This is a genomic window from uncultured Cardiobacterium sp., assembly GCF_938028825.1.
Classification (GTDB): Bacteria; Pseudomonadota; Gammaproteobacteria; order Cardiobacteriales; family Cardiobacteriaceae; genus Cardiobacterium.
This window is the reverse complement of record NZ_CALIZP010000049.1, coordinates 17,120-43,457: the sequence shown is the minus strand read 5'-3', so window position 1 is coordinate 43,457 and position 26,338 is coordinate 17,120. Positions and strand designations below refer to the sequence as shown.

25 protein-coding genes are annotated in these 26,338 nt (G+C 59.2%); 19 read left to right on the top strand and 6 right to left on the bottom strand.

The annotated features are described in order from the left end of the window. The first annotated feature begins 244 nt into the window (after nt 1–244). Nucleotides 245–1,114, top strand: a complete 870-nt coding sequence (locus Q0562_RS07755; protein WP_298643228.1) for a factor H binding protein domain-containing protein — start codon at nt 245–247, stop codon at nt 1,112–1,114. An 84-nt stretch (nt 1,115–1,198) separates the two neighbouring features. Here Q0562_RS07755 and Q0562_RS07750 read toward each other — a convergent pair whose 3' ends face one another. Further along, entirely contained in the window at nt 1,199–1,753 is a 555-nt protein-coding gene (locus Q0562_RS07750) for an iron transporter (RefSeq protein ID WP_298643227.1), read from the bottom strand. A gap of 132 nt (nt 1,754–1,885) precedes the next feature. Next, on the bottom strand, nt 1,886–3,799 hold the full coding sequence (locus Q0562_RS07745) for an FTR1 family protein (protein WP_298643226.1): 1,914 nt from the start codon (nt 3,797–3,799) through the stop codon (nt 1,886–1,888). Nucleotides 3,800–4,004: 205 nt separating this feature from the next. On the opposite strand from Q0562_RS07745, the gene Q0562_RS07740 reads away from it, so the two are divergent. Further along, nucleotides 4,005–4,349 carry a cupin domain-containing protein gene (locus Q0562_RS07740; protein ID WP_298643224.1) on the top strand — a complete coding sequence of 115 codons (345 nt, stop codon included), beginning with the start codon at nt 4,005–4,007 and terminating at the stop codon, nt 4,347–4,349. A 25-nt stretch (nt 4,350–4,374) separates the two neighbouring features. Next, nucleotides 4,375–4,665: a cupin domain-containing protein gene (locus Q0562_RS07735; protein ID WP_298643223.1), complete on the top strand. Its 291-nt coding sequence runs from the start codon at nt 4,375–4,377 to the stop codon at nt 4,663–4,665. 106 nt (nt 4,666–4,771) lie between these two features. Here the strand turns inward: Q0562_RS07735 and Q0562_RS07730 are convergent, their stop codons facing one another. The 3 genes from Q0562_RS07730 to Q0562_RS07720 form a co-directional block, all read right to left on the bottom strand. Further along, nucleotides 4,772–6,235 carry an Rne/Rng family ribonuclease gene (locus Q0562_RS07730; protein ID WP_298643221.1) on the bottom strand — a complete coding sequence of 488 codons (1,464 nt, stop codon included), beginning with the start codon at nt 6,233–6,235 and terminating at the stop codon, nt 4,772–4,774. A gap of 1 nt (nt 6,236) precedes the next feature. Next, nucleotides 6,237–6,824 carry a nucleoside triphosphate pyrophosphatase gene (locus Q0562_RS07725; protein WP_298643220.1) on the bottom strand — a complete coding sequence of 196 codons (588 nt, stop codon included), beginning with the start codon at nt 6,822–6,824 and terminating at the stop codon, nt 6,237–6,239. 78 nt (nt 6,825–6,902) lie between these two features. Continuing rightward, nucleotides 6,903–7,586, bottom strand: a complete 684-nt coding sequence (locus Q0562_RS07720) for an adhesin (RefSeq protein ID WP_298643218.1) — start codon at nt 7,584–7,586, stop codon at nt 6,903–6,905. A 191-nt stretch (nt 7,587–7,777) separates the two neighbouring features. On the opposite strand from Q0562_RS07720, the gene Q0562_RS07715 reads away from it, so the two are divergent. From Q0562_RS07715 to miaA, 10 genes are all read left to right on the top strand, one after another. Continuing rightward, nucleotides 7,778–7,987 (top strand): hypothetical protein, encoded by a 210-nt coding sequence (locus tag Q0562_RS07715; protein ID WP_298643217.1) that lies wholly within the window; start codon nt 7,778–7,780, stop codon nt 7,985–7,987. A gap of 27 nt (nt 7,988–8,014) precedes the next feature. Further along, nucleotides 8,015–8,509 (top strand): MliC family protein, encoded by a 495-nt coding sequence (locus Q0562_RS07710; RefSeq protein WP_298643215.1) that lies wholly within the window; start codon nt 8,015–8,017, stop codon nt 8,507–8,509. Between the two features lie 154 nt (nt 8,510–8,663). Beyond that, on the top strand, nt 8,664–9,116 hold the full coding sequence (locus tag Q0562_RS07705) for a hypothetical protein (protein ID WP_298643214.1): 453 nt from the start codon (nt 8,664–8,666) through the stop codon (nt 9,114–9,116). 183 nt (nt 9,117–9,299) lie between these two features. After that, the gene (locus Q0562_RS07700) at nt 9,300–10,280 is read left to right on the top strand and encodes a polyprenyl synthetase family protein (RefSeq protein WP_298643213.1); all 981 of its coding nucleotides are present in this window, start codon (nt 9,300–9,302) and stop codon (nt 10,278–10,280) included. Nucleotides 10,281–10,742: 462 nt separating this feature from the next. Next, nucleotides 10,743–11,219 (top strand): pilin, encoded by a 477-nt coding sequence (locus tag Q0562_RS07695; RefSeq protein WP_298643211.1) that lies wholly within the window; start codon nt 10,743–10,745, stop codon nt 11,217–11,219. A gap of 115 nt (nt 11,220–11,334) precedes the next feature. Next, complete coding sequence (locus Q0562_RS07690) at nt 11,335–11,769, top strand: pilin (RefSeq protein ID WP_298643210.1); 435 nt, start codon at nt 11,335–11,337, stop codon at nt 11,767–11,769. A 532-nt stretch (nt 11,770–12,301) separates the two neighbouring features. Next, nucleotides 12,302–15,853, top strand: a complete 3,552-nt coding sequence (locus tag Q0562_RS07685; RefSeq protein WP_298643209.1) for a fused MFS/spermidine synthase — start codon at nt 12,302–12,304, stop codon at nt 15,851–15,853. Between the two features lie 62 nt (nt 15,854–15,915). Next, the gene (gene tfpZ / locus Q0562_RS07680; protein WP_298643207.1) at nt 15,916–16,638 is read left to right on the top strand and encodes a TfpX/TfpZ family type IV pilin accessory protein; all 723 of its coding nucleotides are present in this window, start codon (nt 15,916–15,918) and stop codon (nt 16,636–16,638) included. Nucleotides 16,639–16,857: 219 nt separating this feature from the next. Then, nucleotides 16,858–17,337, top strand: coding sequence for a hypothetical protein (locus Q0562_RS07675; RefSeq protein ID WP_298643206.1), 480 nt, complete (start codon nt 16,858–16,860; stop codon nt 17,335–17,337). Between the two features lie 578 nt (nt 17,338–17,915). Further along, the gene (gene miaA / locus Q0562_RS07670; protein ID WP_298643205.1) at nt 17,916–18,860 is read left to right on the top strand and encodes a tRNA (adenosine(37)-N6)-dimethylallyltransferase MiaA; all 945 of its coding nucleotides are present in this window, start codon (nt 17,916–17,918) and stop codon (nt 18,858–18,860) included. Between the two features lie 13 nt (nt 18,861–18,873). Here the strand turns inward: miaA and Q0562_RS07665 are convergent, their stop codons facing one another. Then, nucleotides 18,874–20,040 carry an NnrS family protein gene (locus Q0562_RS07665; RefSeq protein ID WP_298643203.1) on the bottom strand — a complete coding sequence of 389 codons (1,167 nt, stop codon included), beginning with the start codon at nt 20,038–20,040 and terminating at the stop codon, nt 18,874–18,876. 129 nt (nt 20,041–20,169) lie between these two features. Here Q0562_RS07665 and Q0562_RS07660 point away from each other — a divergent pair, with 129 nt between their 5' ends. The 6 genes from Q0562_RS07660 to Q0562_RS07635 all read left to right on the top strand — a co-directional run bounded on the left by Q0562_RS07660 (nt 20,170) and on the right by Q0562_RS07635 (nt 26,306). Beyond that, nucleotides 20,170–21,375, top strand: coding sequence for an AAA family ATPase (locus tag Q0562_RS07660; protein ID WP_298643202.1), 1,206 nt, complete (start codon nt 20,170–20,172; stop codon nt 21,373–21,375). Then, a complete protein-coding gene (locus Q0562_RS07655) occupies nt 21,375–21,965 on the top strand; it encodes a DUF4276 family protein (RefSeq protein ID WP_298643201.1) in 591 nt (196 codons plus the stop codon). Before Q0562_RS07660 ends, Q0562_RS07655 begins: the two co-directional genes overlap by 1 nt. Then, nucleotides 21,962–22,609 (top strand): hypothetical protein, encoded by a 648-nt coding sequence (locus Q0562_RS07650; protein WP_298643199.1) that lies wholly within the window; start codon nt 21,962–21,964, stop codon nt 22,607–22,609. Before Q0562_RS07655 ends, Q0562_RS07650 begins: the two co-directional genes overlap by 4 nt. Further along, a complete protein-coding gene (locus Q0562_RS07645; protein ID WP_298643198.1) occupies nt 22,606–23,841 on the top strand; it encodes a hypothetical protein in 1,236 nt (411 codons plus the stop codon). The genes Q0562_RS07650 and Q0562_RS07645 overlap by 4 nt, the downstream gene beginning before the upstream one ends. Next, the gene (locus Q0562_RS07640) at nt 23,841–24,500 is read left to right on the top strand and encodes a hypothetical protein (protein WP_298643196.1); all 660 of its coding nucleotides are present in this window, start codon (nt 23,841–23,843) and stop codon (nt 24,498–24,500) included. The genes Q0562_RS07645 and Q0562_RS07640 overlap by 1 nt, the downstream gene beginning before the upstream one ends. Nucleotides 24,501–24,908: 408 nt before the next feature. Beyond that, a complete protein-coding gene (locus Q0562_RS07635; RefSeq protein ID WP_298643195.1) occupies nt 24,909–26,306 on the top strand; it encodes an anaerobic C4-dicarboxylate transporter in 1,398 nt (465 codons plus the stop codon). Nucleotides 26,307–26,338 lie beyond the last annotated feature (32 nt).

Sequence of the window (26,338 nt, the reverse complement as noted above, 5' to 3'; positions counted from 1 at the left end):
GCATTTTAAAACGCAGCAACTGCCGGATTTTGGCCGAAAAGCCGCCGCGGCGTTGAGTGTCAACAGCCCCTAATGCTGTGCCCGCCAAGCGGCGTAAATGCCGGGTTTCGTTCTATTGCTTTCGGTGGTACCCCGCCTTAGCTTATAACCGGGGGCTTTGGGATAACCGTTCCAGGGCGGTTTTTTGCTCCACTGCGGGGCACGGGATACACTATCGTCTCCAATAACCAACGGGAGGAACCCCATGAAAATCCAAACCTTAACCGCTACCCTGACCCTTGTCCTGATTACCGCCTGCGGCGGCAATGGTGGCAGCGATACCCCAAATGTGGATAACCACAATCCCGATGCTGTGAGTGGTAACACGGGCAACAAGCGCTATGTCATGCCTTTCGATGATTGGGAAGACGAAGGCAGCGAACGCTTTGAATTCAAGCGCAATGGCGCAACGTTTGCGACCAGCAGGTTGAATCAGGGATATACCGTTGAAAGTGGCGCCCTGCCGGCAGGCTTTGCCGAATTCCCCGCACAAATGCACTCGGTGGCACCGGGTGGTCGGGAACTGACGCATACCCAGACTATGCGTTCTTACAAAGGATTTCATGCCGGCGTCTTTACTACGGGGCCCTATATCAATGACGTACTAAAGGACTGGAGCAATCGCGCGCTATATCTGAATTATCTCGATCCCACCAGACAACTGCCGTCTGCCGGCAAAGCCACCTATACTGGCCGTGCCTTCAACTATGACGCCGCCAACGACGCCAATCTGCGCTACACCATTGATTTCGGCACCCGTCGTGGGAGCGGGGAAATCAGCGCCTCGCGCAATCTGGGCCGTATCGCCCTGCAAGACGCCCCCATTTGGCAAAAGACAGATGATGAATTTGGCAATCTCAATGCCTATGGTGTTTATGGCGGCACGGCCAGCATTGAAGATACCGGTGGCCGCTATGTCGGCATAGATACCTATACCTTGGGCATCGCCGGGCCGAACGCGGAAGAAATCGTGGGCAATGTCAATTACGACGCTACCACCCCGGAAGGGCAAACAAGCTACCCCGAAGAAAAGATCCTGCACTTCCACGGCACCAGAGGCGACATCACGCCATAATTACCGCTACCAAAACTCCGGCTACCACGCCGGCACGGGCATAAAAAACGGGCTTCGCGCCCGTTTTTTTATGCCCTGCGGCAATCAGTTGTTCACTTTCGGTGAAGGCTGACCTTTTGCCGGATCGAGGCCGGTGTATTTGAATTCGTAAGATACGTCGAACGGTTTCCACCATTTGCCCACGCCGGTGTCTGCGTCGGTGTGGCGGTGCATCCCGGCCTTCGGCGGCGGTTCGATGTGGTAGGTCACCTTGTAGTTGCCCACGCCGAGCATTTTGATGTTTTGCCCGTAGTGTGGGCCGTCGCTGGCGACCATCGGCATGAAGGTGCCTTCCTGTTTTTCTTTGGTGTCGAGATTTTCCAGGGTGTAGGTGATGGTCAGGTACGGCATCCATTCGCCTTCGCCAAAGCCGTTTTTGTTGCCTTTGGTGGCGTGGATGTCCGCTTCGAGGTGGATGTCGGCTTCAGCCGCCGACAGCCCCATGCCGCGCGGTTCCATGTCGATCGGTTGCAGGTACACGGCGGCAATTTCCATCTCGTTGATGGTTTGCGGTTCACCTGCCGGATATTCGGTGAAGGCGTAGGCGCCGGTGGCGGTCAGCAGCATGGCAGCAGCCAGTGCGGTTTTTTTGATGCTCATTGGTACCTCCTATAAGGTTTACGAGCGGTTTGTGGAATCATCATCGTCAAAGGGCTAGAAACCCGTAACGGTGTGGCACCGCCTGCCGTACTGTTTGTACTGCCTGCGGCGGTGCGTCTGGTTACGGATTTTTTATTCATTCGACGCGGGTTGGGTGGCGGGTGCCTTGTTGCGGAAGAACAGCACCCACAGGGCGAAGAGGGCGGCGAGCAGCAGCACGATTTGCGGCAGGAGGGTTTCCCAGTAGGGGGCGATGCCGAGCCAGCTGTTCATCCAGGCGGGGAAGAGGGTGCCGTCGCCGATAAGCGTCGGGGTGAAGGCTTTGCCTTCGATGAGTTCGCCGACGCCTTTGCCCGCGAAGATGAAGGCCATCAGGTACATGAAGATGCCGGTGAACATGAAGAAGGGTTTGAGCGGCAGGCGCACCACGCTGTAGCGCATGATGAGGTAGATGACGGCAAGGGCGATGACGCCGACGGCGAAACCGCCGGCGAGGTAGCCGTAATCAAGCGCGGTTTTCGCTTCGGCGGCAAGCGCGAAGTAGAAGAGGACGGTTTCCGCGCCTTCGCGATAGACGGCGAGGAAGCTGGTCAGCCACAGGCCGATGAGCGAGCCTTGCGACAGCGAGGTGCCGATTTTCTTTTGCAGATAGGCTTTCCAGTGCTGCGCTTCGACTTTCGACAGCAGCCAGTAGCTCATGCCGAAGAGCATGGCGGTGGCAATCAGCATGGTGACGCCTTCGAGGATTTCCCGCCCGGCGGCGGCATTCGCGAGCAGCCATTTGAAGAGCAGGGCGGTAACGACGCTGGCGGCGAGCGCCCACAGCACCGAGCCGGTGATGACTTTCTGTTTGTCGCTGTGGCCGCTTTTGTGGATGTAGGCGATGACGGCGGCGACGATGAGCAGCGCTTCCAGCCCTTCGCGCAGGATGATGGTGAGGCTGGCGATGAAGAGGGCGATGCCGGTGGTACTGCCGCCGAGCAGGGTGATGGCTTTGTCCATGTTGACGGAAAAGGCGGTGATTTCCGCCTGGATGGCCGCTTCGCCCTTGCCCGCGTTCATCAGGCCGACGAGCTTGGTGAAATGCCCTTCCAGTTCGGTTTTGAAATTCACATCGCGCGCGCCGATGGCGTTTTCCATGCCGCTGGCTTCAAAGATGTCGAAGTAGGCATCCTGCACCATGCCGGCGGCTTTCTTCGCGTCGCCCGCCTGATAGGCGGCTTTCGCCTCGCCCAGCGCGGTGAAGAGTTCGGCGCGCACCGCCGCCCAGTCCTTGCCGCTGTCGGCGGTGGCAGTGTCGTCTGCGGCGGCAGCGGCGGCGACCGGCGCGGGCACGCCTTGCAGCGCTTCCTGCACGTCGTCCAGCAACGTGGTCACGCTGTAACCGAAGGTGCTGATGTTGTCGTCGCTTTCCGCCTGCTTCATCAGCGCGGCAAACTCGCGGTTGATGACTTCTGCCGCGCGCGCCGATTTCTGCATGCGGATGGTGGTTTCCATGTCGCTGTTCTTGAAGCCGTCGTACTGCGCCTGCTGGATGCGCGCCTTTGCCTCGGCGGGGTTTTTCTTCTCGAAGGCGCTGACGGCGGCGGCGAGATTGTCGTCAATCGCCTGATACGCTGTCGCCCAGCCGGGGTCGATGCCTTCCAGCGCGCTGTGCGAGCCGTGCGCGACCAGCTTGTGCCCGCTTTCCAGCGTCGGCACCACCGCGCGCACCTCGTCGCGCAGCGCCTGCAAGCGGGCGGCAACCGCATCTTTCGGCTCGCCCTTGCCGATCATGCGGCGGATGGCACCGAATTCCGCTTCCATCTCGGCGCTTTTCTTCGCGGAAATATTGATGCGGATCGGCCCTTCCAGATTCTCGAACACCTCGAAGTAGGCCATCTGCACCTTTTCCTTCGCTTCATCAACCTTGTCCGCCTGATACAGCGTGTTGGCTTCATCCAGGCGGGCGGCGATGTCCTCGGCAAACGCCCGATAATCCTGGGCGCAGACGGGCAGGCAGCACAGCAGCAGGAGGACGGTGAAAAAGCGGCGGATGGCGGTCATGATTGTTCTCGGTAAATAAGAACCGATATTGTGACAAATAAACAGGGCGGCACGCAAATTTACATCCGCATCCCCCTGTTTGCGCGGCAAAAAAACTGCCGCTGTGAAGAAAATAACTTTTCCACATAACGGCATGACAAATGTGAATGTCAGGGATTCGCATTTGGGCGTATAGTCGGGCTTCCATTCACAACCGGAGACATCCATGAAAAAAGTCCTCATCGCCACCGCCATCGCCGCCCTCGTCCTGCCGGGTTTTGCTGCCGATCCCGTCGGCAAGGTGCTTGCCGACGAAGGCAAGGTCTTTGAAAACGGCCACGGCAAAGTCGTGCGCAAGGCGCTGAAAAAGGGCGAGAAAATCGACAAGCACAACCACGAAGGCGAAGACATCATCTTCAACGTCATGCAGGGTGCCATCAAAGTGACCCTGAACGACAGCGAAGTGCATGAGCTGAAAGCGGGCGACACCCTCGTTTTCAACGGCAAAAACTTCATCGCCGGCGAAGCCACCGATGACGCGCTGGTCGTTATTACCCTGGTGAAAGAATAAGGCAAACAACCACTTGGAGGATATTATGAGCACACAGGCAGGCACTATCCTGAACGGCGAAGGCGAAGTTTTTGCCAACGGCCACGGCAGTGTCGAGCGCATCGTCCTACATGCGGGCGGCAGCATCGCGCGTCACAACCACCCCGGGCAGGACGTGATCGTAACCGTGCTGAGCGGCGGGCTGGACGTTGTCCTTGATGACGGCGAGAAACACCCGCTGCACGCGGGCGACACCCTTGCCTTCAACGGGCGGCACTACTTCGCGGCGGATGCCACGGCGGACACCGTCGCCATCCACACCACCATTCGGGAATAGCCGCCGGCAAATCCTGCGGCGGCGTGCGGGAAATCTCGAAGCGGACGCATGAAGCCGGAGGTAAAGCGGGGTTCGCCCCGCTTTCTTTGTTTTGGCGGCGTGCGGCTTATCCCAGCGCGATGTCGTACTGCCCGTGGCGGTAGGCGGAATCGACGTGCAGGCGGATGGGGATCTTCAAGAGCGCTTGCAGGTCGGAGAAGGTCAGCGATTCTTCTTCGCGGATGAAGTCGATGAGATCGAGCGCAGCGACGATGGTCATCATCTTCGGCCTGAAATCACGCGCTTCGCGCATGAGGTCGCGGAAGAGTTCGTAGGTGATGGTCTCGATGGTCTTGACATAGCCGCGCCCGCCGCAGGCGGGGCAGGGTTCGCACATCACTTGGCGCAGGCTTTCCCGCGTGCGTTTGCGCGTCATTTCGATGATGCCGAGCGGCGAGAGCGGGCTGATAGTGTATTTGCTGCGGTCGCCGGCGAGCGCGTCGAGCAGCGCATTCATCACGCCCTGCTGGTGTTCGGGGGTATTCATGTCGATGAAATCCAGCATGATGATGCCGCCGAGGTTGCGCAAGCGCAGTTGGCGGGCGATGGCGCGCGCCGCTTCGAGGTTGGTTTTGTAGATGGTGTCGTCTTGCGAGAGCTTGCCGACGAAGGCGCCGGTATTGACGTCGATAGTGGTCATCGCCTCGGTTTGGTCGATGATGAGGTAGCCGCCGGATTTAAGGGCGACGTGGCGTTTCAGCGCCAGCGCGATTTCTTCTTCGATGCCATAGCGCTCGAACAGGCTGCGGTCGCCATCGTAGAGTTCTAGGCTGGCCGCCATGTTGCCGAGGAAGTTATCGGCAAAAGCCCGCATCTGTTTGTAGGCGTTGGGGTGGTCAACCACGATGCGGCGCACTTCCGGGGTCACGTAGTCGCGCAGCACTTTTTGATACAACGGCAGTTCGGCGTAGATGAGGGTGCCGGGGCGGGACTGGCGCTGCTGTTGCAGGATGTTTTCCCAGACGCGTTGCAGGTATTGCATGTCGGCGCGCATCGCCCAGAGGTCGGCGGATTCAATCGCGGTGCGGACAATAAAGCCGCCCTGTTTGCCTTCGTGAAAGCCGGCCACGGCCTCGCGCAGGTTTTGCCGCTGTTCTTCGGAGGAGATTTTCGCCGAGATGCCGATGTCGGCGGCGTTTGGCAGATAGACGAGGAAGCGCGAGGGGATGGAGATTTCCATGGTGAGGCGCGCGCCTTTGCTGCCGATGGGGTCTTTCAGCACCTGCACCAGGAACGACTGCCCTTCGCGCATCACCTCGCTGATGCGCGCCGGCGGCTTGTCGCCGCGCCGCACCACGTTCTTGACGTGCAGGAAACCGGCGCGTTCCAGGCCGATGTCGATAAAGGCGGCGTCCATCCCCGGCAGGACGCGCTGTACTTTGCCCTTGTAGATGTTGCCGACGATGCCGCGCTTGCGCTCGCGTTCAACGAAAATGTCCTGCAATACGCCGTCGCCAAGCAGGGCGACGCGGGTCTCATAAGGCGTGTGGTTGATGAGGATTTCGGTGCTTGCCGTTGCGTTGTCTGCCATCTCAACTCCCTAGCGCCTGCAAAAACTCGCCGCTGCAACCCAGCTCGCAGAATCCCTGCCACAGCGCTTGCAGCGGCAGCCCCACCACATTGTAAAAATCGCCGGTGATGGCGGAAACCAGCACACCGCCGCGCCCCTGAATGCCGTAGCCGCCCGCCTTGCCCAGCGATTCGCCGCTGGCGAGATAGGCGCGCAGGAGGGCGTCGGGGTGCGCCGGCATGGTCACGCTGCTGCACTCGACGTGGGTGAAGAGGTCATGACGGCAGCGCATGGCAAGCCCGGTGAAGACCTGATGCTGCCGCCCGGAGAGCCGGCGCAGCATGGTGAGCGCCTCGGCATTGTCCTGCGGCTTGACAAGGATGACGCCGTCGCAGGACACGACGGTATCGGCGGCGATGATGAGCGCCTCGGGAAAATCGGGCATGGCGGTTTCCGTCTTGGCGCAGGCCAGACGCAAGACCAGCTCCGGCGCGGTTTCGCCCGGTTGCGGGGTTTCATCGACAGCGGGCTCGGTGGTGGTGAAATCGAAACCGAGCATTTGCAGGAGGAAGGCGCGGCGGGGGGAGGCGGAGGCGAGGACGATTTGCATGGGGCACCAAAGCGGGAAGAGGCGGGCATTATATCGCCCGCCTGCCATAAAAAAGCCCCGCTTGGCGGGGCTTCATCCTTACTGCGCGGGTTCGCAGTCTTTATAGGCAATCTGGTTGTTCGGCCCGGTAATCATCACCGGCTGGTCGCGGAAATTGTCCGCATTCATGTTGGCGGTGCTGAGGTTGTAGCCCGCGCCCTTGAAATAGGTGTCAACGTTGTCGGAGCGGTTCAGGTCGTATTTCATTGTCACCTTCTTGCCTTTCAGCGTGGCATCGGCCTTGACCGGCACACCGGCACCGTTGAAGCTGTAGGTCACGCGCAGTGGGCGGTCGGCTTCGCACATATAGGAAACCGTGCCGGATTTGGTCACCTTGTTGGCGTTAACCGGCTTGTCGCTTGCTGCGGGTGCACCGCCTGCTGTCGGGCTGCAATCCTTGAAGAGAATCTGGCTGCCCGGCGCGAAAATCATGATGGGCTGTTCGCGGTAGTTGGCGGAATCCATGTTGGCGGTGCTGATTTCATAGCCCGCGCCGCTGAAATAGGTATCGACGTTGTCGGAGCGGTTCAAATCGTACTTCATCACGCGCGCCTTGCCTTTCAGCGTGGCGGTGGCGCTGGTCGGGATACCCTGCTTGTTGAAGGCGTAGTTGACCGTTACTTTTTTATTGCCCTGACACTGATAGCTGACCTGGGCGGCGGAAACTGATGCGGAAAAACCGAGCGCCAGTAAAGCGGCTGCGGCGGGGAACCAGATTTTCATCGTAAACTCCTGAAAGTTGAAAAGAAACACAGACTGTCATGCGCTGCCTGCGACGCGTAGTATAAAACGTCCTTGCGGCGGATTCTTTGCCAAATCGTTATCCCCGCCTTGCAAAATATTAGCGTTCTGCCGCCGCCCCTTCCGCTATGATGCCGCCCGCTATCCGTTCCAAACCCATTAAGGAGAAACCGATGAAAGCACACCACTTCCTCCTCGTGGCTCTCGCTGCCACCAGCCTCGTCGCCTGCAAGAACATCAGCAGCGGCATGAGCCCGCGCGACCGCCATCCCGAACGCAAGGGCGAAGTCTATCCGCAGGCGGGCAACGAACAGACCGGCAATTACTACGGCGTGCAGCCGCAGAACGTGCAGCCGCCGCAGGAAGTCTATCCGCAGCAATAACCCGCCAACCGCATCAAGGAAACCCCGATGAAACCGCAACGCCTTATCGCTCCGACACTTGCCAGCCTCTTCCTTACCGCCTGCGTTAGCAGTGGCATGAACCCGCATGACCGCTACCCCGTACCGAACAACCCGCAGCCCAACTATCCCGCCTACCCGCAGAACAACCCGGTCTATCCGCCGACGCAAGACCAGCCGCAGCCGCAGCAAAACCCGCGCCAGCCGATGCGGCCGCAGCAGCAGGGTTACACCGGCGGCCCCGGCCACTTCGACTGCGAAAACGGCCTTGCGGTGGACATCCGCCACCTCGGTACCGAGCAAATCGAATTGCGCCTGAACGACAAAAGCGCCGTGCTGAAAAATGCTACGACCGCCTCCGGCGAACGCTACACCGCCAGCAAAGGCCTTTACGGACGCGGCGCGGAATGGCACCAAAAAGGCACAGAAGCCATCCTCAACTTCACCGATCCCTACGGCAACGTGGTTGAGACCAACTGCCGCAGCGGCATCATCCGCAACTGATTTCCAACCCCCACAAACGCCGGATATTCCGGCGTTTCTTGTACCAATCCCAAGAAATAAAATGATGTTCGCAGCCCACCATCCGCATGGTTCCGGCGGGCTGAAGCCGCCCTACGGCAAGTTATTTTTGATTTTGGTATTACATGGAGCCGACATGAACAAAAAGCACCTGCTGGCGGCCGCACTCGCCCTCAGCCTCACCACCTTTGCCGCCGAACCACCCGCCACACAAGCCGTCACCGCATGGAAAAATGCGGGGGAAACGACCGTTCGGGGGATGCGTTATCTCTATATCGTCATGCCGCGTCCGCAAAACCGTATCCAATACATCGCAGCAGCAGAAAAAATCCATGCCGCCGAGCCGGATGCCTGGTTCTTCTTCTTTGATGACGGGGAGAAAATTGACGAAATACTGGCCGTCAACCAGAGCGGCGACTTGAGCCGCTTTCCCGCCGCCTGGATGAAAGCGCACCTCATTGGCAGCACATCCCTCCAACTCGAGCCGAAAACACGCAGCAAACAATGGGTGCTGCATGAAGGCGAGTCGCGCAGCGACTACATCGCCACCCTGCCCTGCATAGAAGGCAAAGGCGGCTGCACCGAGTAATACCAATCCCGGAATAACCCGGGTGTACTGACGCGTCTCGCCGTGTCAGCGTCATGGCCAAAATAGCGGATAACCTACTGATTTAACGAATATTACACCCCGCCGCCGTCGGCAGCGCGTTTGTTGCAATCGGAAGCTATCGGCTACAATGGCATCTCCTTACTTACAGGCGGCACAACAATCATGGGCACACAAATGAACGACGCGGCAATCCGGCAACTCATACAACGCGAAATGGCGCAAACCGAAGCGTTGATGCGCGCCGAAATGCGTGCCGAAGTGCCGCTGGCGGAGCTGGTGATGCAATACGCCATCGGCGATGGCGGCAAACGTTTCCGCCCGCTGCTGACCCTGCTGAGTTGCGGTCTCTGTGCCTATCACGACGAACACGCCATCACCGCCGCCGCCTTCATCGAATTCATCCACAACGCCACCCTGCTGCACGACGATGTCGTGGACGAATCCGCCCTGCGGCGCGGCAAACCGTCCGCCAATATCGCCTTTGGCAACGCCGCCAGCGTGCTGGTCGGTGATTTCCTTTACACCCGAGCCTTTCAGCTCATGGTGCGCACCGGCAACAGCGCCGTCATCGCCATGATGGCCGACGCCGTCAACCAGATCGCGGCGGGTGAAGTCATGCAGCTCGGCAACATGCACGACCCCGACGTTGACGAGCCCCGCTACTACCGCGTTATCGAACTGAAAACCGCCGTACTCTTCGCCGCCGCCTGCAAAGTGGCGGGACTGCTCGCCCGCCTCGCCCCCGCACAAAGCGAACAGCTCGCCGCCTACGGGCGCAAACTCGGCATGGCCTTCCAGATCATGGACGACCTGCTGGACTACACCGGTGACGAAGCGCTGATCGGCAAAGCCCTCGGCGACGATCTCGCCGAAGGCAAGCCGACCCTGCCGCTCATCCGCGCGCAGCAACAACTGCCCGCCGCCGACAAAGCCCACCTGCGCCACATCATCGAACAGGGCGAACGCGAAGCCATCGGCGAAGTCATCGCCCTGCTGCACGCAACCGATGCCCTGCCGTACAGCCGTGCCGCCGCCGCCCGCCTCGCCGCTGACGCCGTGCAAGCCCTGGCGGATTTTCCCGACAGCGATTACAAAACCGCACTCATCGCCCTGGCGGTGCGCACCACCGAACGCTGTCGCTAAACACTCCGCGTTCACTGTTACCGTTTTTCGCCAATCTTGCCGACATGAAAGAGACGTTGCAGGCAACGCCTCTACGGTACGTTGCGCCTTGCTGTCGGCAGCGCGGCATGCGACGCGGCCTGGGCGGCGGCAGCCAAACGTTATGCCGCCAGCGTGGCGATGCCCAAGCACGACACTTTGCTCATAAATAAAGGCAAAAATGGCATGAATCGTTGCCGGAAGGAAAGAACGCGTCAGCAGGCGGCAAAAATTTGTCGCTTCGTTCGTCGGTGTGTTGCCGGCGCGGGAGCGGGCGGGGCGGCCATTCCGGCATCATGGACGCACGTTTTGTTGGTAATTGTTTGATGTACAACAGGAAAACAAACATGGCACGCTGCGAGCATATATGTTCCCAACAGCAAACGCTGTTACAACCCGCAGCAAACGCTGTAATTCAAACCTGAAATCTAAATGGAGTAACCCATGAAAAAAATGCAAAAAGGCTTCACCCTTATCGAACTGATGATCGTCATCGCCATTATCGGTATTTTGGCTGCTATCGCTCTGCCGGCTTACCAAGACTATGTTGCCCGTTCGCAAATGTCTGAAGCATTCAACCTCGCTGGTGGTCAAAAAGGTGCTGTTGCTGAATCTTATGCCAACTACGGTGTATGGCCTGCTGACAACAGTGCTGCCGGTATCGCTCCCGCATCACAAATCAACGGTAAATACGTTGATAACGTTAAAGTAAGCAGTAACACGATTGTCGCTACCCTGAAAGCTACCGGTGTTTCCAAAGGTATCCAAAGCAAAACGCTGACCCTGAGTGGTACTGTCACTCAAGCCGGTGGTACTGATGAAAAAGGTTCCTTCGACTGGACGTGCTCATCTACTGCTTCCGCTAAGTATCTGCCGGCCGCTTGCCGTAACACCACTACTACTCCGACCCCGACCCCGTAAGGCGAGGACGAAGCGGCAAAGTGTACCAATCAATATTTGGTATAAGCTGCAAACAGGGAAGCCACACAATGTGTGGCTTCTTTTTTACCCGAGTTTTAATTTCAGGAAATTCATTATGAAGAAATCCATACAGCAGGGTTTTACCCTGCTTGAGCTAATGATTGTCATCGCCATCATCGGCATCCTGGCGGCCATCGCCATTCCCTCCTATCAGGACTATGTCGCGCGTGCCCAGGTAGGCGAAGCGGTGCAGTTACTCGGCGGCATCAAGGTAACCGTCTCCGAGTTTCGCAGTGACCGCGGCGTTTGGCCGGTCGATAACGGCCAGGCCGGTATTGATATGGACGCGCTGAAAATCAACGGCAAGTACGTCAAGCAAGTAGAGGTATCGAACGGCGTCATTACCGCCACCATGCGCAGCAATGCCATCGCCAGGCCAATCAACAGCAAGCAGGTTGTATTGACGCCCACCGAGACCGGCGGCTCCGTCGTGTGGAAATGTTCTTCCCCTGATATGTCCGCCCGCTATCTGCCTTCCGTATGCCGCTAATCTTTGCATCCCGGAGGGGATGATGTCTTGATTGACCAGGGCAAGGATAAAGGCGAAAGAGATTTACGGTTGCTTCTGCGGCACCGCCGCATTGACTTCCCGTCACTTTCCCAACCATGAAACCGCGACTGTTGAGCGTCTTTCGCCATCACATCCCGCCTGGGCAAGGCAGACAAATATCATTTTTCAACATCAGGTGGGTTCCGGCCCACCTTGTTGTGTTTACAAGTTCCATATCCGGACATCTTTTGCGCCACCTGCATAAACAAGCAGGAAATACATCAAACAAACAGGATTTTTTATGCCGCATTTACCTCGTTGGGGACTTTTTTGGCTGACACTCGCTTTTCTTCTTGAACTGGCTAATCGCCTCTTTTTCCCGCAAACTCCCGATATCAGCTGGGCCGAACTCCTCTTTCCCAGCGAAATGTTCTATTTCTTCAATCCCATCGGTGTTTATTTTGGCATCTCTGCCCTGATTTTGTGGGGGGGAAAACGTTTGCCGCTATCAGATCGTACTATGCTGATACTCATGGCTATCGGCGTGGGCTCGTTTCTGCTGATGAATGTCATTCAGCCATATGAGGAGGGCAGTGCAGCAATCATGCTGGCCGTCATCCTGTGGGCGATCGGGGCAGCGGCGGTGTTGCTGTGGGGCTATCTGGCGCTGCGGGGAGTGCTTGACAGGAAAGGCTTACGCCTGACGAGAGCGGAGAAGCTGTATATCAAAGAATTTTTCTTCTTAACGATGCTTTCCTGTGCCCTGGGTTCCGCAACAAACACGGTGCTGAGGCTTTTTGCCGTCCTCTTCCCGCAGACCATGGATCTTGATTTGTATCGCATTGACCTCGCCTATCACGGCTTTGCCGGTATGCTCTTTGCCGGGTTTGATCTCCACTGGTCGCCATTTGTTAAAACGGTCGTGATGACAGTGTACAACTTGCTCAGTATCGTCTTGCTGTTCCTGCTTGCACCAACGCTGCGGGAAGGACGCATGGCGCAACTTCATGCCCTGCGCCTCATGCTGGTGCCGTTCCTGCTGGCCTCCGTGTTGTATGCCTTCAATCCGGTGGCGGGGCCACCTGCCTTTGCCGGCCGCTTCCCCTACGATATGGCATGGCTTGCCCCGCTGGGTTATGGGACAGATTTTGTCCCGCCGTCTTTCCGCAACGGCATGCCCTCGATGCACTTCACCGGTGCGATGCTGATGGTACTGATTGCCGCCGCCCTGACGCGCAAGATTTATTTTTATGCCACCGCCCTGTTTGCCGCGATTACTTTTATCGCGACCATGGCTATCGGCGAGCATTATCTGATTGACCTGATTGTTGCTGCCCCTTATTGCATCGCCCTCGGCACGGCACTGATGAATCCGCCCGGCTGGCATTTTTACAAGCGCCGCATCTGGTGGGCGAACACCGCCTGTTTCGTGATGTGGGAATTGTTGCTGCATTTTGCCGCCACCCGCGTGTTCCTGATAGAAAATCCCCTGTTCGTGCAGCTTTTCTCCGCGCTCAGTGTGCTGGTTGCAGTGTGGGGCTTTACCGCCTTTCTGCGCACTGTCTGGTACCTGCCGCCGCCGCAGACCGTCGGGGACAACGTGCCGCATGCGGCAGCGGTCGTGGCGGAAACAGCGGCGGGCGTGCCGCTGCGCTGGGTCAGTGGTCTTTTCGTCTGTTCCGGTTTTGCCGGGCTGCTCTATGAAGTGGTCTTTGCCAAGCATCTGGGCGTCATCTTCGGCGGCACCTCGCTGGCGGCATATACGGTGATGGCGACCTATATGGGCGGTATGGCGCTTGGCGCCTGGCTGGGCGGCATTCTTGCCGACCGGGTGCGCAGCCCGCTCAAATGGTATGCCGTCGCCGAAGGGGCAATCGGTATCTATGCTCTGGCAACGCCCGCCCTGTTCAAACTGATTGCCCATATTTATGCCGTGCTCGCTGCCGATGTCCGCCCGGATGCTCCCGTCCTGACCCTGTGGCGGGTATTGCTTGGCGTGATTGTTCTCGGCATCCCGACCATCCTGATGGGGACGACCCTGCCCATCGTGTTCAAATTCCTGCGCGGCTATCTGCCCGGACGCGGCAACCTCATCGCCCGTCTCTATACCGCCAATATCATCGGCGCCGCCTTCGGTGCGCTGGCGGGGGCTTATGCCGTCCTGCCCACGCTGGGGCTTGCAAGCGCCACCCGCCTCGCGGCGCTCGTCAGCCTGATGATTGCGCTTTATGCCATCGACCGCCTGAAAACCCTGCCCGCTCCGGCAAGCGGTGCCATGCCGGATGCGATGGTGACAGGGCATGTCGTCCTGCCGCCGCAATCTGCCTGGCAGCAGCGCCGCCTCGGTATCGCCGCGCTGCTGCTGGTGAGTATCGGCGGTGTGGTAACGCTCGCGCTGGAAATCGTCAATATGCACCTGCTGGCGATTGTCGCGGGCAACAGTGCCTATGCTTTCGGCCTGATGCTGGCGACTTTCCTGCTGGGGCTGGGGTTGGGCAGCGCCGCTTATGACAAATTACGGCAGCTTCTTACCGCTCCCGTCATCGCCGCCGCTGCGCAGTTGGGCATTTTCTTCACCATTATCCTTGCTGCCAATCAATGGAATGGCCTGGTGGGCTATTTCGCCAGCTTCGAGCCGATGGAGCATTATCATCACTTCGGCTTTGCCGCACGCGAGCTCATCCGCGCCGCCGTCTGCGCCATTATCATGATGCCGTCGGCCTTCTTTATTGGTCTCGGCTATCCGGCGGCGATGGCGCTCGCTTCCGCCTGGCTGAAAAATCGCGGTGATGCGGCGGGGTTGGGGATTGCCGCGCTGTGCAATACGCTGGGCAATATCGTCGGTGTCCTGCTCGCCGGTTTTGTGCTGCTGAACTGGCTCGGCTCAAACCGCCTGTTGCTGCTGCTTGCCGTGATCAGCCTGCTGCTTGCCTGCTATATGGCGTACACCGCCCGCGCCCTCTGGCCGCAAGCCTTCCGTTACAACAGCCCGGCACAGTCGGCAACGGCAGTGGCAACGGCTGCCGTCGTTCTGCTGGCCTTGTGGGTGTATCCGGCGCAATGGGACATGCAGCAGTTGTCCTCCGGCGCCAATGTGTATTTCACGGCCGGGGCGCGCGGCGAGGTAATAGATGCCCGCGAGAGTATCCAGGGCGGGCTGACCACGGTCAACCGGCAGCAGCAGGCGGAAGGAAACGGCAGCGGGCATACCGTGCTGACCCTGCTGACCAACGGCAAGTTCCAGGGCAACAATGCCGGCGAGATTACGGCACAAAAAGCCTTTGCCCGGATTCCGCTCCTGCACCAGCCGCAGCGGGCGGATGCCCTGGTCATCGGCTATGGCACGGGCAATTCTGCCTATACTCTGCATGAACAAGGGTTCGCCCTGGATATTGCCGAGCTGACGCCGGATATTGTCGCCCTTGCGGACAAGCACTTCGCCGACATCAACGGGCGGGTCTCGCAGCAGGATAATGTACAGATGTATTACACCGACGGCCGCAATTATCTGCTGACGCAAAACAAGCGTTATGACCTTATCAGCATGGAACTCACCAGCATCTGGTTTGCCGGTGCCGCCAACCTCTATAACCGCGAGTTTTATCAGTTGGCAAAATCCCGCCTGAAAGAAGACGGCGTGTTGCAGCAATGGGTGCAAATGCATCATATGCGGGCCATCGATTTGCTCTATATCCTCAATACCCTACACCAGGAATTCCGCTATGTGTGGCTCTATGTTTCCGGCGGACAGGGGATACTGGTCGCCAGCGATTCGGAAAAGGCCACGCAGTTGTATCATCTGGACGGGCGGGCGGCAGACAGCATCGCCGCTTTGAATGAAGAGGAGAAAGCCTTGCATGACAGCCTGTTGCTGGAACCGGCGGACATGGATTATCTGGCGCAGAAATTACGTGTGCCGCAATTCCTTGTCTCTACCGACAATAATCTGTACCTGGAATATGCGACACCCAAAGGCAATGCCATCACTTATGATTCATTGGCGACCAATATCGATATGCTGACCAAACTCAAACAGGAGCAGCTGCAAAAGCAGGGTGAAAGCATCCCTGAGAGCGGGAAGTAGCCCATGCACGGGGCTGTCGTTACGGTCAGCCCCGTTTTCTTCATCACGTTCAAGGAGAATCCATGTCTTTCAGAATCCGCTGTTTTTTAAGCCATTTGTCTTGCTCTGTCGTCATCGGCTGCCTCACGGCGGCGACCGTCTATTGGGGCTGGTATCCCGGGGTACTCGCCAAAGCGGTAGGCGTGTCGCATATCTTTCTGCTGCTGCTGTCCATCGACGTCATCATGGGGCCGCTCTTGACCCTCTTCCTTGCCAAGCAGGGCAAGAAAGGGCTGTGGTTCGATTTCGTCGTCGTTATTGTCATGCAGATAGCGGCGTTGCTGTACGGCATCTGGCACATCGCCGAGGGCCGCCCCGCCTGGCAGATTATCAATGTTTACCGCGTGGAAATCGTCAAGGCCATCGATGTGGATTACCGCAATGCCAAGCCGCCCTTTGACCGCGCTTCCTGGTTTGCGCCGCAATGGGGCATGGTGCGCCCCGCCAAGGACAAACACGAGCAGTCGGACTGGCTGATGCTTGAACTGGAACAGGGCAAATCGCCCGTGCAACGGGCCGAGCTGTATCAGCCGATAGCGGGGCACTGGCAGGATTTTGCCAAAGAGATTCAACCGCTTGCCGATTTGGGCAAGCACAATCCGCAGGCAGCGGTGGATGACATCTTGCGTCAATACCCGCAGGCTGACGGCTTCCTGCCGATGATGGGCGGCGAATGGGACATGACGGTGCTGGTTTCAAACAAAGAGCAGCAAATCCTCGCCACCGTGGATTTGCGCCCGTGGTGACGCGTTGCCGCCAACCGCCTTGCGACGATGATTGAGCCTGCCGCGTTCCTGCCCCTCCCCGGAGGGGCTTTTTGCTCGCGCAGATAAGGGATGTTGTGGCGGCAAACCTTGTCAGGTCGTTAAAAAACCATCACGGACAGCCGCCGGAAGCGCGCCTACAATGCGCCCCGCCTTAACCGCGCCAGCGGCAAGGCGTACTCACTCAAACAGGAGCAACACATGAAAAAAAGCCTCGCTTCCCTCACCATCCTGATGGCCCTTGCTGCCGGAGCGCAAAACCCGCCGCATCCGCAGGAAGAAACCGTCAAACCACCCGTCGCGGGTGCCCCGCATGACCGGACGGCACCGCCTCAGGCCGACGGGCAGAAAAATCGGACGGACAAACACCATCATGGCGACAAGCAGCCGCCGCAACACAGCGGCAAGCAGGGGCAGCAGCCGCCACAGCATGACGGCAAGCAGCCGCCCAAAGCGCCGCAACACAGCGGCAAGCAGGGGCAGCAGCCGCCGCAGCATGACGGCAAGCAGCCGCCCAAAGCACCGCAGCACGATGGCAAACAGGGGCAGCAGCCGCCACGGCACGACGGCAAACAGGGCCAGCAGCCGCCGCAGCATGACGGCAAGCAGCCACCGCATAACCGGCAAGTGGACGACGGGCAACAGCAAACCCCGCCGCCACCGCCGCAACAACACAAGTAAGCATATGACCGGCGTCCGGCGACGCCACCAAACGGAATGGCTCTGCCATTCCGTTTTTTTATGCCGCCAGCCTTTGCCCACGGCCTTCGTGCACGACAAAAATCTCTTTTGCCGGTTTTCCCATCTTTTCTTTCCCCTTGCCGTCGCCATGCGACACCGTCCTGGTTCTTATGAAAACACGTGGGCATTTTCCATGAAGACCAGGACGGTAGCCGAAGGCCGGAAAGGGGAGGGATAAAACCATATGAAAAAAGCGGTAACGGATGCTGTCGTGCAGGCAGGCAACGCGGCAAAGCCCTGCGACTATGTCGCTTCAAATAGGACTGATGCGGTGTTGGCGCGCCTCGCCGGGCACCCATAAAAATCGCTACGCGATTTTTATGGGAAACCCTCGCCGGACTGGTGCACTGTCTGCGGCGCGCCGCCTTGTCTCAATCCTGTTTGAAACGACTATAACGCCGCAAGAGGAAGCGGCGGTTTTGCCGTGTGAAGGGCGGCGGTGCGGCAAAGGCAGACGGAAGTATCAGGCGTGCGGGAAAGCGGCTACCATAGCGCCCCGCCCACACCGCCCGTCGCCCATGCCGCCTGTCATCTGCATCCTCGGCCCGACCGCCGCCGGCAAAACCGAACTTGCCTTTGCCGTCGCCGACCGCTATCCCGTCCGCCTCATCAGCGTCGATTCCGCGCAAATCTATCGCGGCATGGACATCGGCACCGCCAAACCCGATGCCGCCACCCTGGCGCGTTACCCGCATGCCCTTATCGATATTCTCGATCCCGAAGACGCCTATTCCGCCGCCCGCTTCGCCGCCGACGCCGCGCGCGAAATCGCCGCCGCCCACCAGGCGGGCGACATCCCCGTCCTCGTCGGCGGCACCATGCTCTATTTCCACACCCTCTACACCGGCATGGACGGCCTGCCTGCCGCCGATCCGGCCAAGCGCGCCGTCATCGAAGCGCGCCTTGCCGCCGAAGGTGCCGCCGCGCTGCACGCCGAACTGGGCCGTCTCGATGCGGCGAGTGCGGCGCGCATCATGGTGAACGACCACCAGCGCCTCATCCGCGCCCTCGAACTCATTGCCAGCAGCGGCAAAACCCCCAGCGCACACTACGCCGCACAGCGCCGCGCCGCCCCGCCGTGGCAGACGTTCGCCATCGCCCTCAACCTGCCGCGCGCCGTGCTGCACGAACGCATCGCCGCGCGTTTTCAGCACATGATTGCAGCGGGATTCATCGACGAAGTCGCCGTGCTCAAAGCCCGCCCACACCTCGGCGCCGCCACCCCCGCCATGCGCAGCGTCGGTTACCGGCAAATCTGGCAATACCTGGACGGGATGAGCGACCGCGCCACCGCCATCGAACAGGGCATCATCGCCAGCCGCCGGCTCGCCAAGCGGCAAATCACCTGGATGAACAACGGCCTCCGCCAAGTCCTCGACCTGCACCACTACGACCCGCTGCAAGGGCCCGATGCGCCGCTGGGCGCCATCGCGGACTTCATCAACAAAAAGCCCCTGCCGTAGCAGGGGCCTGACATCAACCCGGTTTGCCGTCAATGCGCGGGCTGAACCAGATGCGCGTGTAGCCGTGCAGCAGCAGACAGAAGGCGATGACCCACAGCACCTGCGCCGCCGCCACCCACAGCATCATCTGCGCGGGGACGGTCAGCGGCAGGATGACGCGGCAGACAAACGCCGCGCACACCAGCCACAGCCCGGCCACCAGGAGACGCGGCGGTTCGTGAATATTGCGCCCCGAATGGCCGAGGCTGACCCGCCCCATCATCGACAGCGTCAGCAGGCCGATGCCGGAGAGCGTCAGCGCGTGCATGGCGAGCGAATCGCTGATGGGCCGGAAAAGCTGGCAGAAAAAAAGGAAGAAGCCGAAAATCATCCCGCCGAAAGAGAGGAACATCGACCACAACAGCGGCCGGTGCCAGATGCCGAAGGTGTACCAGCCCGCCAGCCGCCAGCCGTTCGCGAGGGCGGTGGCGAGGGCAAACACCGACGCCGCCGCCTGCCACGGCGTGAAGACTTTCAGCAGGAAGAACAGGGTGAAAGTGACGAGGCAGAGGCGATCGAGCAGGTCGCTGTTTTTCGGCGAGAAGGGATAGCCGACGCCGCGTTCCGTGAAAAACGGCGTGACCCGCCGCCCGATGGTCAGCACGATGGCGAGAATGGTGAACACGCCGAGATACAGGCTCATCACATAACCGCGCGCAAAGCCGAGCAGGGCGCTGATGAACAGCACCTGGCCGACGGCCAGCAGGAACAGCTTCGACACCAGCCCCATCTGCCGCCACTGTTTGACGGCGAACACCGGCCTGGCGACGCCGTAGAGACTGCCGAGGGCAAAAACGAGATCGCAGCAGGCGGCGGCGACCTGCCACTGCGGCGCGAACGCAAACAGCAGGCGGGCGGCGAACCACGGCAGCCAGTAGCAAAAGAGCGGCCAGCCGTGCGGCAGCGGCACACCCGTCCAGTTCTGCACGGCGGTAAAAAGAAAGCCGGTAACGACGGCGGCGGAATAGCCATAAACCATCTCGTGCCCGTGCCACCAGGCGGGCGGCAGGCTGCCGGTCATGCCGTAAAAATGGAACTGATAAACCGCGAGCCAGGCGAGCATGGTCAGCACGGCAAAGGCGGACGCGGAAAAAAAGAAGAGGCGGAAACCCAAATTGAGAATCGCGGGATAGCGCTGCATAAACCCTCCGGAAAAACGGCGGGCAGGATAGCACCGCCGCACCGCGCCGCTTATGACGGAAATCAACCACGGGGCAGGGCGGGGCGTAGCTGCTAAAATACAAGGAGATCTTTCTTTGCAGGAATTGGTATGGAAAAAGGTGTTTTTATCAAGCGGGTTATCCTTCGTAACTATCGCAGTATCGGTTATTGCGACGTGTCATTGGGCAATCTGACTTATCTGGTAGGTGCCAATGGTTCGGGAAAAAGCAATTTCCTCGATGCCCTGCAATTCATACGCGATGCCTTGAATACTTCGCTGGATAATGCCCTGAATGAACGGGGCGGCATTGATGAAGTACGGCGGCGTTCCAATGGTCACCCAACCCATTTTGGTATGCGCCTGGAATTTATCCTGCCCGGCCAAAAACAGGGCAGTTATGCTTTCAATATCGGGGCATTGAAAGGACGTGGCTATGAAGTGCAAACGGAAGAGTGCATCATTGACGGTAAAGGAAAAGGCCCTTCCTACAAAATCAACCGGGGAGAAATGGAAACAACCAGTGAAAAAATCTTCCCTGCCATTACCAAAGACCGTTTGGCACTGGTTGCCGCTTCCGGTTTGCAGGCTTTCCGCGAAGTCTATGATGCCTTGTCTGCCATGAGCTTCTATAACCTGAATCCAAAATTGATGCGGGAATTGCAAAAACCGCAGGAAGGCAAGTTGCTGAAATTTTCCGGTGAAAATATCGCCAGTGTTATCGGCCACTTGCAACGCCTTTCTGACGACAAGCAAATCAAAAATATAGAGGCCTATTTGCATTCTGTTGTGCCGACAGTTCGTTCAGTCATGCAAAAATCCGTCGGGCACATGGAGACTTTGGAATTCCGGCAAACCGTGGGCGCCGCCAGACATCCGTGGAAATTCACCGCATTGAATATGTCGGACGGCACCTTGCGCGCCCTGGGCATTCTGGTCGCGCTATTTCAGGGTAATCAGGACTATTTCCCGACTCTGGTCGGCATCGAGGAGCCGGAAACCGCCCTGCATCCCGCTGCCAGCGGCGCCTTGCGCGAAGCCCTTGCCCGGGCAGCGCAGGAGACACAGGTTATCGTTACCAGCCATAGTCCAGAACTGCTAGATGATCCCAATATTGCCGATAGCCATATTCGGGCGGTTATTGCCGAAGATGGTGAAACCAATATCGCTCCCTTGGATGAAGCCTCCCGTATTGCCATTAAAGAACACCTCTTCACTGCCGGGGAATTACTGCGCAAGAACCAATTGGCACCGGATCGGGAATTTCTGAAAAAACAGATATCGCAGCAAGCAGACTTATTTGGAGAAACCGTCTAATGAAAATAGCCTGTATTGTTGAAGGCGACGGGGAGGTTCGGGCATTACCGGCGTTACTGCATCGCCTGCATCAGCGGTTTTCACCCAATACACCGCCACCCCTTATTGAACCGCCAATCCGGGTGCGGCGGGATCAATTCCTCAATAGACCCAAAGAGTTCTCTCGTCACCTGCAATTAGCCGCCTTGAAGTGCGGGCAAGATGGCCGGATCCTGATTCTGCTTGATGCAGATGATGATTGTCCGAAAATATTGGCAGATAAAATTGTGCAAGATGCCCGAAAAATTGTTCCGCACCGTCCCGTTTCTGTAGTGCTGGCCAACAGGGAATACGAAGCCTGGTTTATCGCCTCTGCCACCGCGTTGCAGGCAAGTGGTGATTTCGTAATTACCACCCGGGAAAAAATACCCGCCGCAGAAGGGCTGCGCGATGCAAAGGGTTGGGTGAAACAGCATATGCCTAACCGCGTTTATGGCGAAACGATCGAGCAATTGGCATTGACGCGGCAAATGGATTTGGAGCAGGCATGCAAGAACAGCCGCTCCTTCCGCAAATTATGCGGCGAGTGGGAAAAATGGATGCGGCCATGAATCATCTGTCCACCATCAGCCGCATCACCGCCCTGTGCCTGCTTGCCGTTTTCGTGGCGTGTTGCGGGTATGCCCTGAATCTGCTGCTTGCGCCGCGTTTGATTCGTGCCGCTGCCGACCGTCTCACGGCGGCGCAAATCGTGCAGCGGCAGGCGGATTTTGCCGCTGCCGCACCGCTTGCCGTGGAAGGGTTGGGCGAGATGTCGGCATGGGCGTTCGTCAAGCACGACGAGCTGTTGCCCGGGCGGCAGGCGGCGTTTGCAGAGAGTTTTGCGAACGGTACCTCCGGTGAAACGGTTGTCGGCCTGAAATTGTGGGATGACGCCGCCGACGACGGCGATATGGTGCAAATCCGCTCGGCGGGCTATTCGGTTACGCTGCTGCTCAGTGATGTGCCGCGCAATGTGTATATTCCCGTCTATCTCGGGGTGCCGGTCGTCATACACGGTGTGCGTGACGGGCGCGGCGGCGGCATCACCGTGTCGGTGGCCGCGCAGCGCGCCCTGAGCCAGGGCGAAGCAAGCTGGCAGGATTTCCCGCGCACGGGCACCGACGGGCAGGTCGGCGCGGGGCTGGCTCTGCCGCTGCTGCATGCCGGGGAAGCGGTGGAAGTGTTGTTGCGACCGGAGGAGGCGCAAGGATGAAAACGCGCGGTTGGTTTGCTTTTTGGCGGCAGGCGGTGATGTGCCGCCGCCTGGTGTATGCGGCGTTGCCGTTGCTTTGCCTGATGGCGGCGGTTTTTTTCGCGCCATCGGCACCGCCTGCGCCGCCGGGGGCATCTGCATCATCCGCACCTGCGGCAACAGTCGGCAGCATTAGCGTGGTGGCGAGGCTTGACAGCTTTCCGCGCGCCGCCCCATCTTGGGGGGATGCGCTCAATCCCGACGGGCAGGTGCCCGCCACCGGTTTTGCCGCCTATTATCTCGACCGCAGCAAGTCCGGCCGGGTCATCGCGCGCGAAGAGGTTCCGCATATCAACATCCATTACGGTTATGACGACTTTCACGGCATTCCTTCCGACCAGTTCGATGCCTACTGGATCGGGCGGCTGCATGTACCGCAGCGTGCCGTGTACTCGCTGTTCGTGTGGCATGTCTCGCAAATGACCGGGCGCATCCGCCTGGTCATCGACGGCAGGCTGGTGGGGGACGGATTGAGCAGGGATCTGCCGGACAATCTGCTGCTGGAAGCGGGCGATCATGTTGTGGCGGTCGAATATGCCAATTTCTGGCATACCACCGACTTCCGCCTGAATCTCCGTCCGAGTGTGCCCGTGATAATCTCGCCCGATTCGCTGGCACCTTCCCTGCGCGCCTTGCAGTTGCCCGCCGACACGGTTGTTTTTCTGGTAACGGCCACGTGGCATGGCAACAGGTTCGACAACACTTTCCCGCTCTACATTGATGATCCCCGTCCCTATGTGCTGCTGGTGCAGGGCGGCGGCCTGAACTGGGAAATCCACGGCACACCGCTGGCGATTGTCAGCGACAGTGCGGATAACGATTTCCGCGCACCGGGCAGCCCGCCCGTGTTCTTCTGGGAAACGTACATCGATATGCCGGATGCGCTGTTTTCCGCCGGTAACTGCCGCTGTCAGGGGGCTGAAATCGACTGTGCGGACAAGTTCGACAAGATGACCGCCCTTATCGACCGGGTGCAGCAGTGGACGGGCTATCCGCTGGCGGGGGTGGGTGTCGGCGATGATCACCGTGCGCCCCGTCTCCGCACCGACGCGGCTTCCCTGCAACAGAAGCGGGAGGCATTTGCGCGCTTCAAGGCGGAAGAAGGCGGCAAATGCGCCGCCAAATACCGGGAGGAGACGGGGCAGGGGATGCAGCGCCGTTTCGATGCAATCATGCCGCAGGCGGCACCCTGATGATGCGCGACTTCTACCGCCGCTTCCCCGGCCGCAGCGACTGGCAGCGCAATAATGACGGCCGTTTCCGCACCCTGTGGCGGCATTGCCGTGCCTTGCGCCACCATGCCTATTACACCCTGCTGCTCGCCTGCCTTTGCGCCATCGGCATCGGCTGTGCCTGGTGGCCGTATATCGGCGATGCCGATTTTCAGCCCGCCGATGCCCGGCAGGAGCGCCGCTTCCCCCTGCTGTGGTTCCCGCCGGCGGACAATCCCTGGGGCAGGCAGCTCAACCCAAAGCGGCAGGCGCCGACGGGCGGCTTCGACGCCTGTTATTTCAGTCTGGACGCACCGACCCGCCTCGTCGCACGCGAGCATGTCCCCACCGCAAGCAGCCGTGGCGTGCCGGAAAAAACCGGCATCCCGCCGGAAAAATTTGCCGCCTACTGGGTCGGGTGGCTGCATATCGGCGCGGCGCGTGATTATCGCCCGGACTGCGGCTACGACAATATCAATATGCGCATCCTGGTTGACGGACACGTCATCATGCAAAGCAAACGCAGCGACAACGGCTTCCTCCGGCAATTCATGAAGCCCGTTCACCTGCAACCCGGCGACTATCTGCTGGAAATTGAACTCGGCGGTCTGCCGCCGCAAACCGTTTTCGAGCTGCACTAGGGGCTGTCGTGTGCCGGAAGCGGGACGCCGCGCACAAAAATCCCCGCTTTCCCGCCGGTCATTTCACATATAAGAAAATAAATATCACGGCAATGCACAGAACATACGGCGAGGGAAAGCAACGGGGAGTGTGCGGTATAAAGTTGTAATACATTGATTTATCACAATAAAAATCGGAGTTTATCCTGCTGTGGCCGTGTGGAATTCCGCTTTATCGCCTGCGGCATCTGTACTACAATTCGCGGCGAAGGTTAACGGATTCACATCCTTTGGCAACGCCCGCCGTTGCCGGGCAGCATCCGCTGACTTCTCCACCGTGCGGCAAGAGCCCGCCCCAAAGCGCATTATCCGTGCGTTTTGCCGCGTGTTCCCGCCGTGCGGCATTTCCCAGCATTAACGGAGTTCATCATGTCCACAATGTTTTTCGTGCAGTTTGCCATTGTGCTGCTGTGCATCATGATCGGTGCCCAGGTCGGCGGCATCGGTCTCGGCGTTTTCGGTGGTTTGGGTCTCGCCATCCTGACCTTCGGTTTTGAGTTGCAGCCGACCAGTCCGCCGATTGATGTCATGCTGATGATTATGGCGGTCGTCGCCGCCGCAGCAGCGATGGAGGCTTCCGGCGGTCTCGACCTGATGATTCGCGCCGCCACCCGCATCCTGCGCAAGAATCCGAAACACATTACCTTCATGGCACCGGTCGTGACGTATGTCTTCACCATCTTTGCCGGTACCGGCCATGTCGCTTATTCCGTGCTGCCCGTCATCGCCGAAGTCTCTCGCCGCAGCGGCATCCGCCCGGAACGCCCGCTGTCGATGGCGGTCATCGCCTCGCAGTTTTCCATCGTCGCCAGCCCGATTGCGGCAGCGGTGGTCTCGGCGGTCTCCTATCTCTCGCCGTATCACGTCAGCATCCTCGACATCCTGATGGTTACCATCCCCTCCACCGTCATCGGTATCGGCATCGCCTGCATCTTCGTCAACAAGATGGGCAAGGAGCTGAAAGACGATCCGGAATATCAGCGCCGCCTGCAAGACCCTGCCTATCAGGAAATCTACGCCGCCCAGGAAGCAAGCGGCGGCAGTGAAGCCGCTTCTTTCGACGAGAGGAAGGCAAAAACCTCGCTCACCATCTTTATTCTCGCCGCGCTGCTGGTCGTCATCCTCGGCTCCATCGAGTATGTGTACAAATACTGGCCGGGCTTCCCGCAGGAAGTCCTGCACCATCTGCGCCCGGTCTTCCCCGATGCCGAAGGTAAGCCGAAACTGCTCAACATGCCGCACGTCATCGAAATCGTCATGCTGACTGCGGGCGCACTCATCATCCTCTTTTGCAGACCAGACGGCACCGCCATCACCCGTGGCTCGGTTTTCCACGCCGGGATGCGCGCGGTCATGGCCATCTTCGGTATCGCCTGGCTCGGCGACACCCTGATGCACGCCCATATGGACGAGTTGCAAACGCTGGTGAAAGGCTGGGTGGAAACCGCACCGTGGCTCTTCGCCGTCGCCCTTTTCGCCCTTTCCGTGCTGGTCAACAGCCAGGGCGCAACGGTCGCCACCCTGTTCCCGGTCGGTATTGCCCTCGGCATTCCGGCGGAAACGATGGTCGGTACCTTCGTCGCGGTGAACGGCTATTTCTTCATCCCGAACTACGGTCCGATTATCGCCTCCATCGACTTCGACACCACAGGCACGACGCGCATCGGCCGCTATATCCTGAACCACAGCTTCATGCTGCCCGGCCTGCTCAGCATGGGCTTCAGCCTCGCCATCAGCATCCCGCTTGCCAAATGGCTGCTGGGCTGAAAGCCGCCGCCTGACGGCACAGGCATCACCAG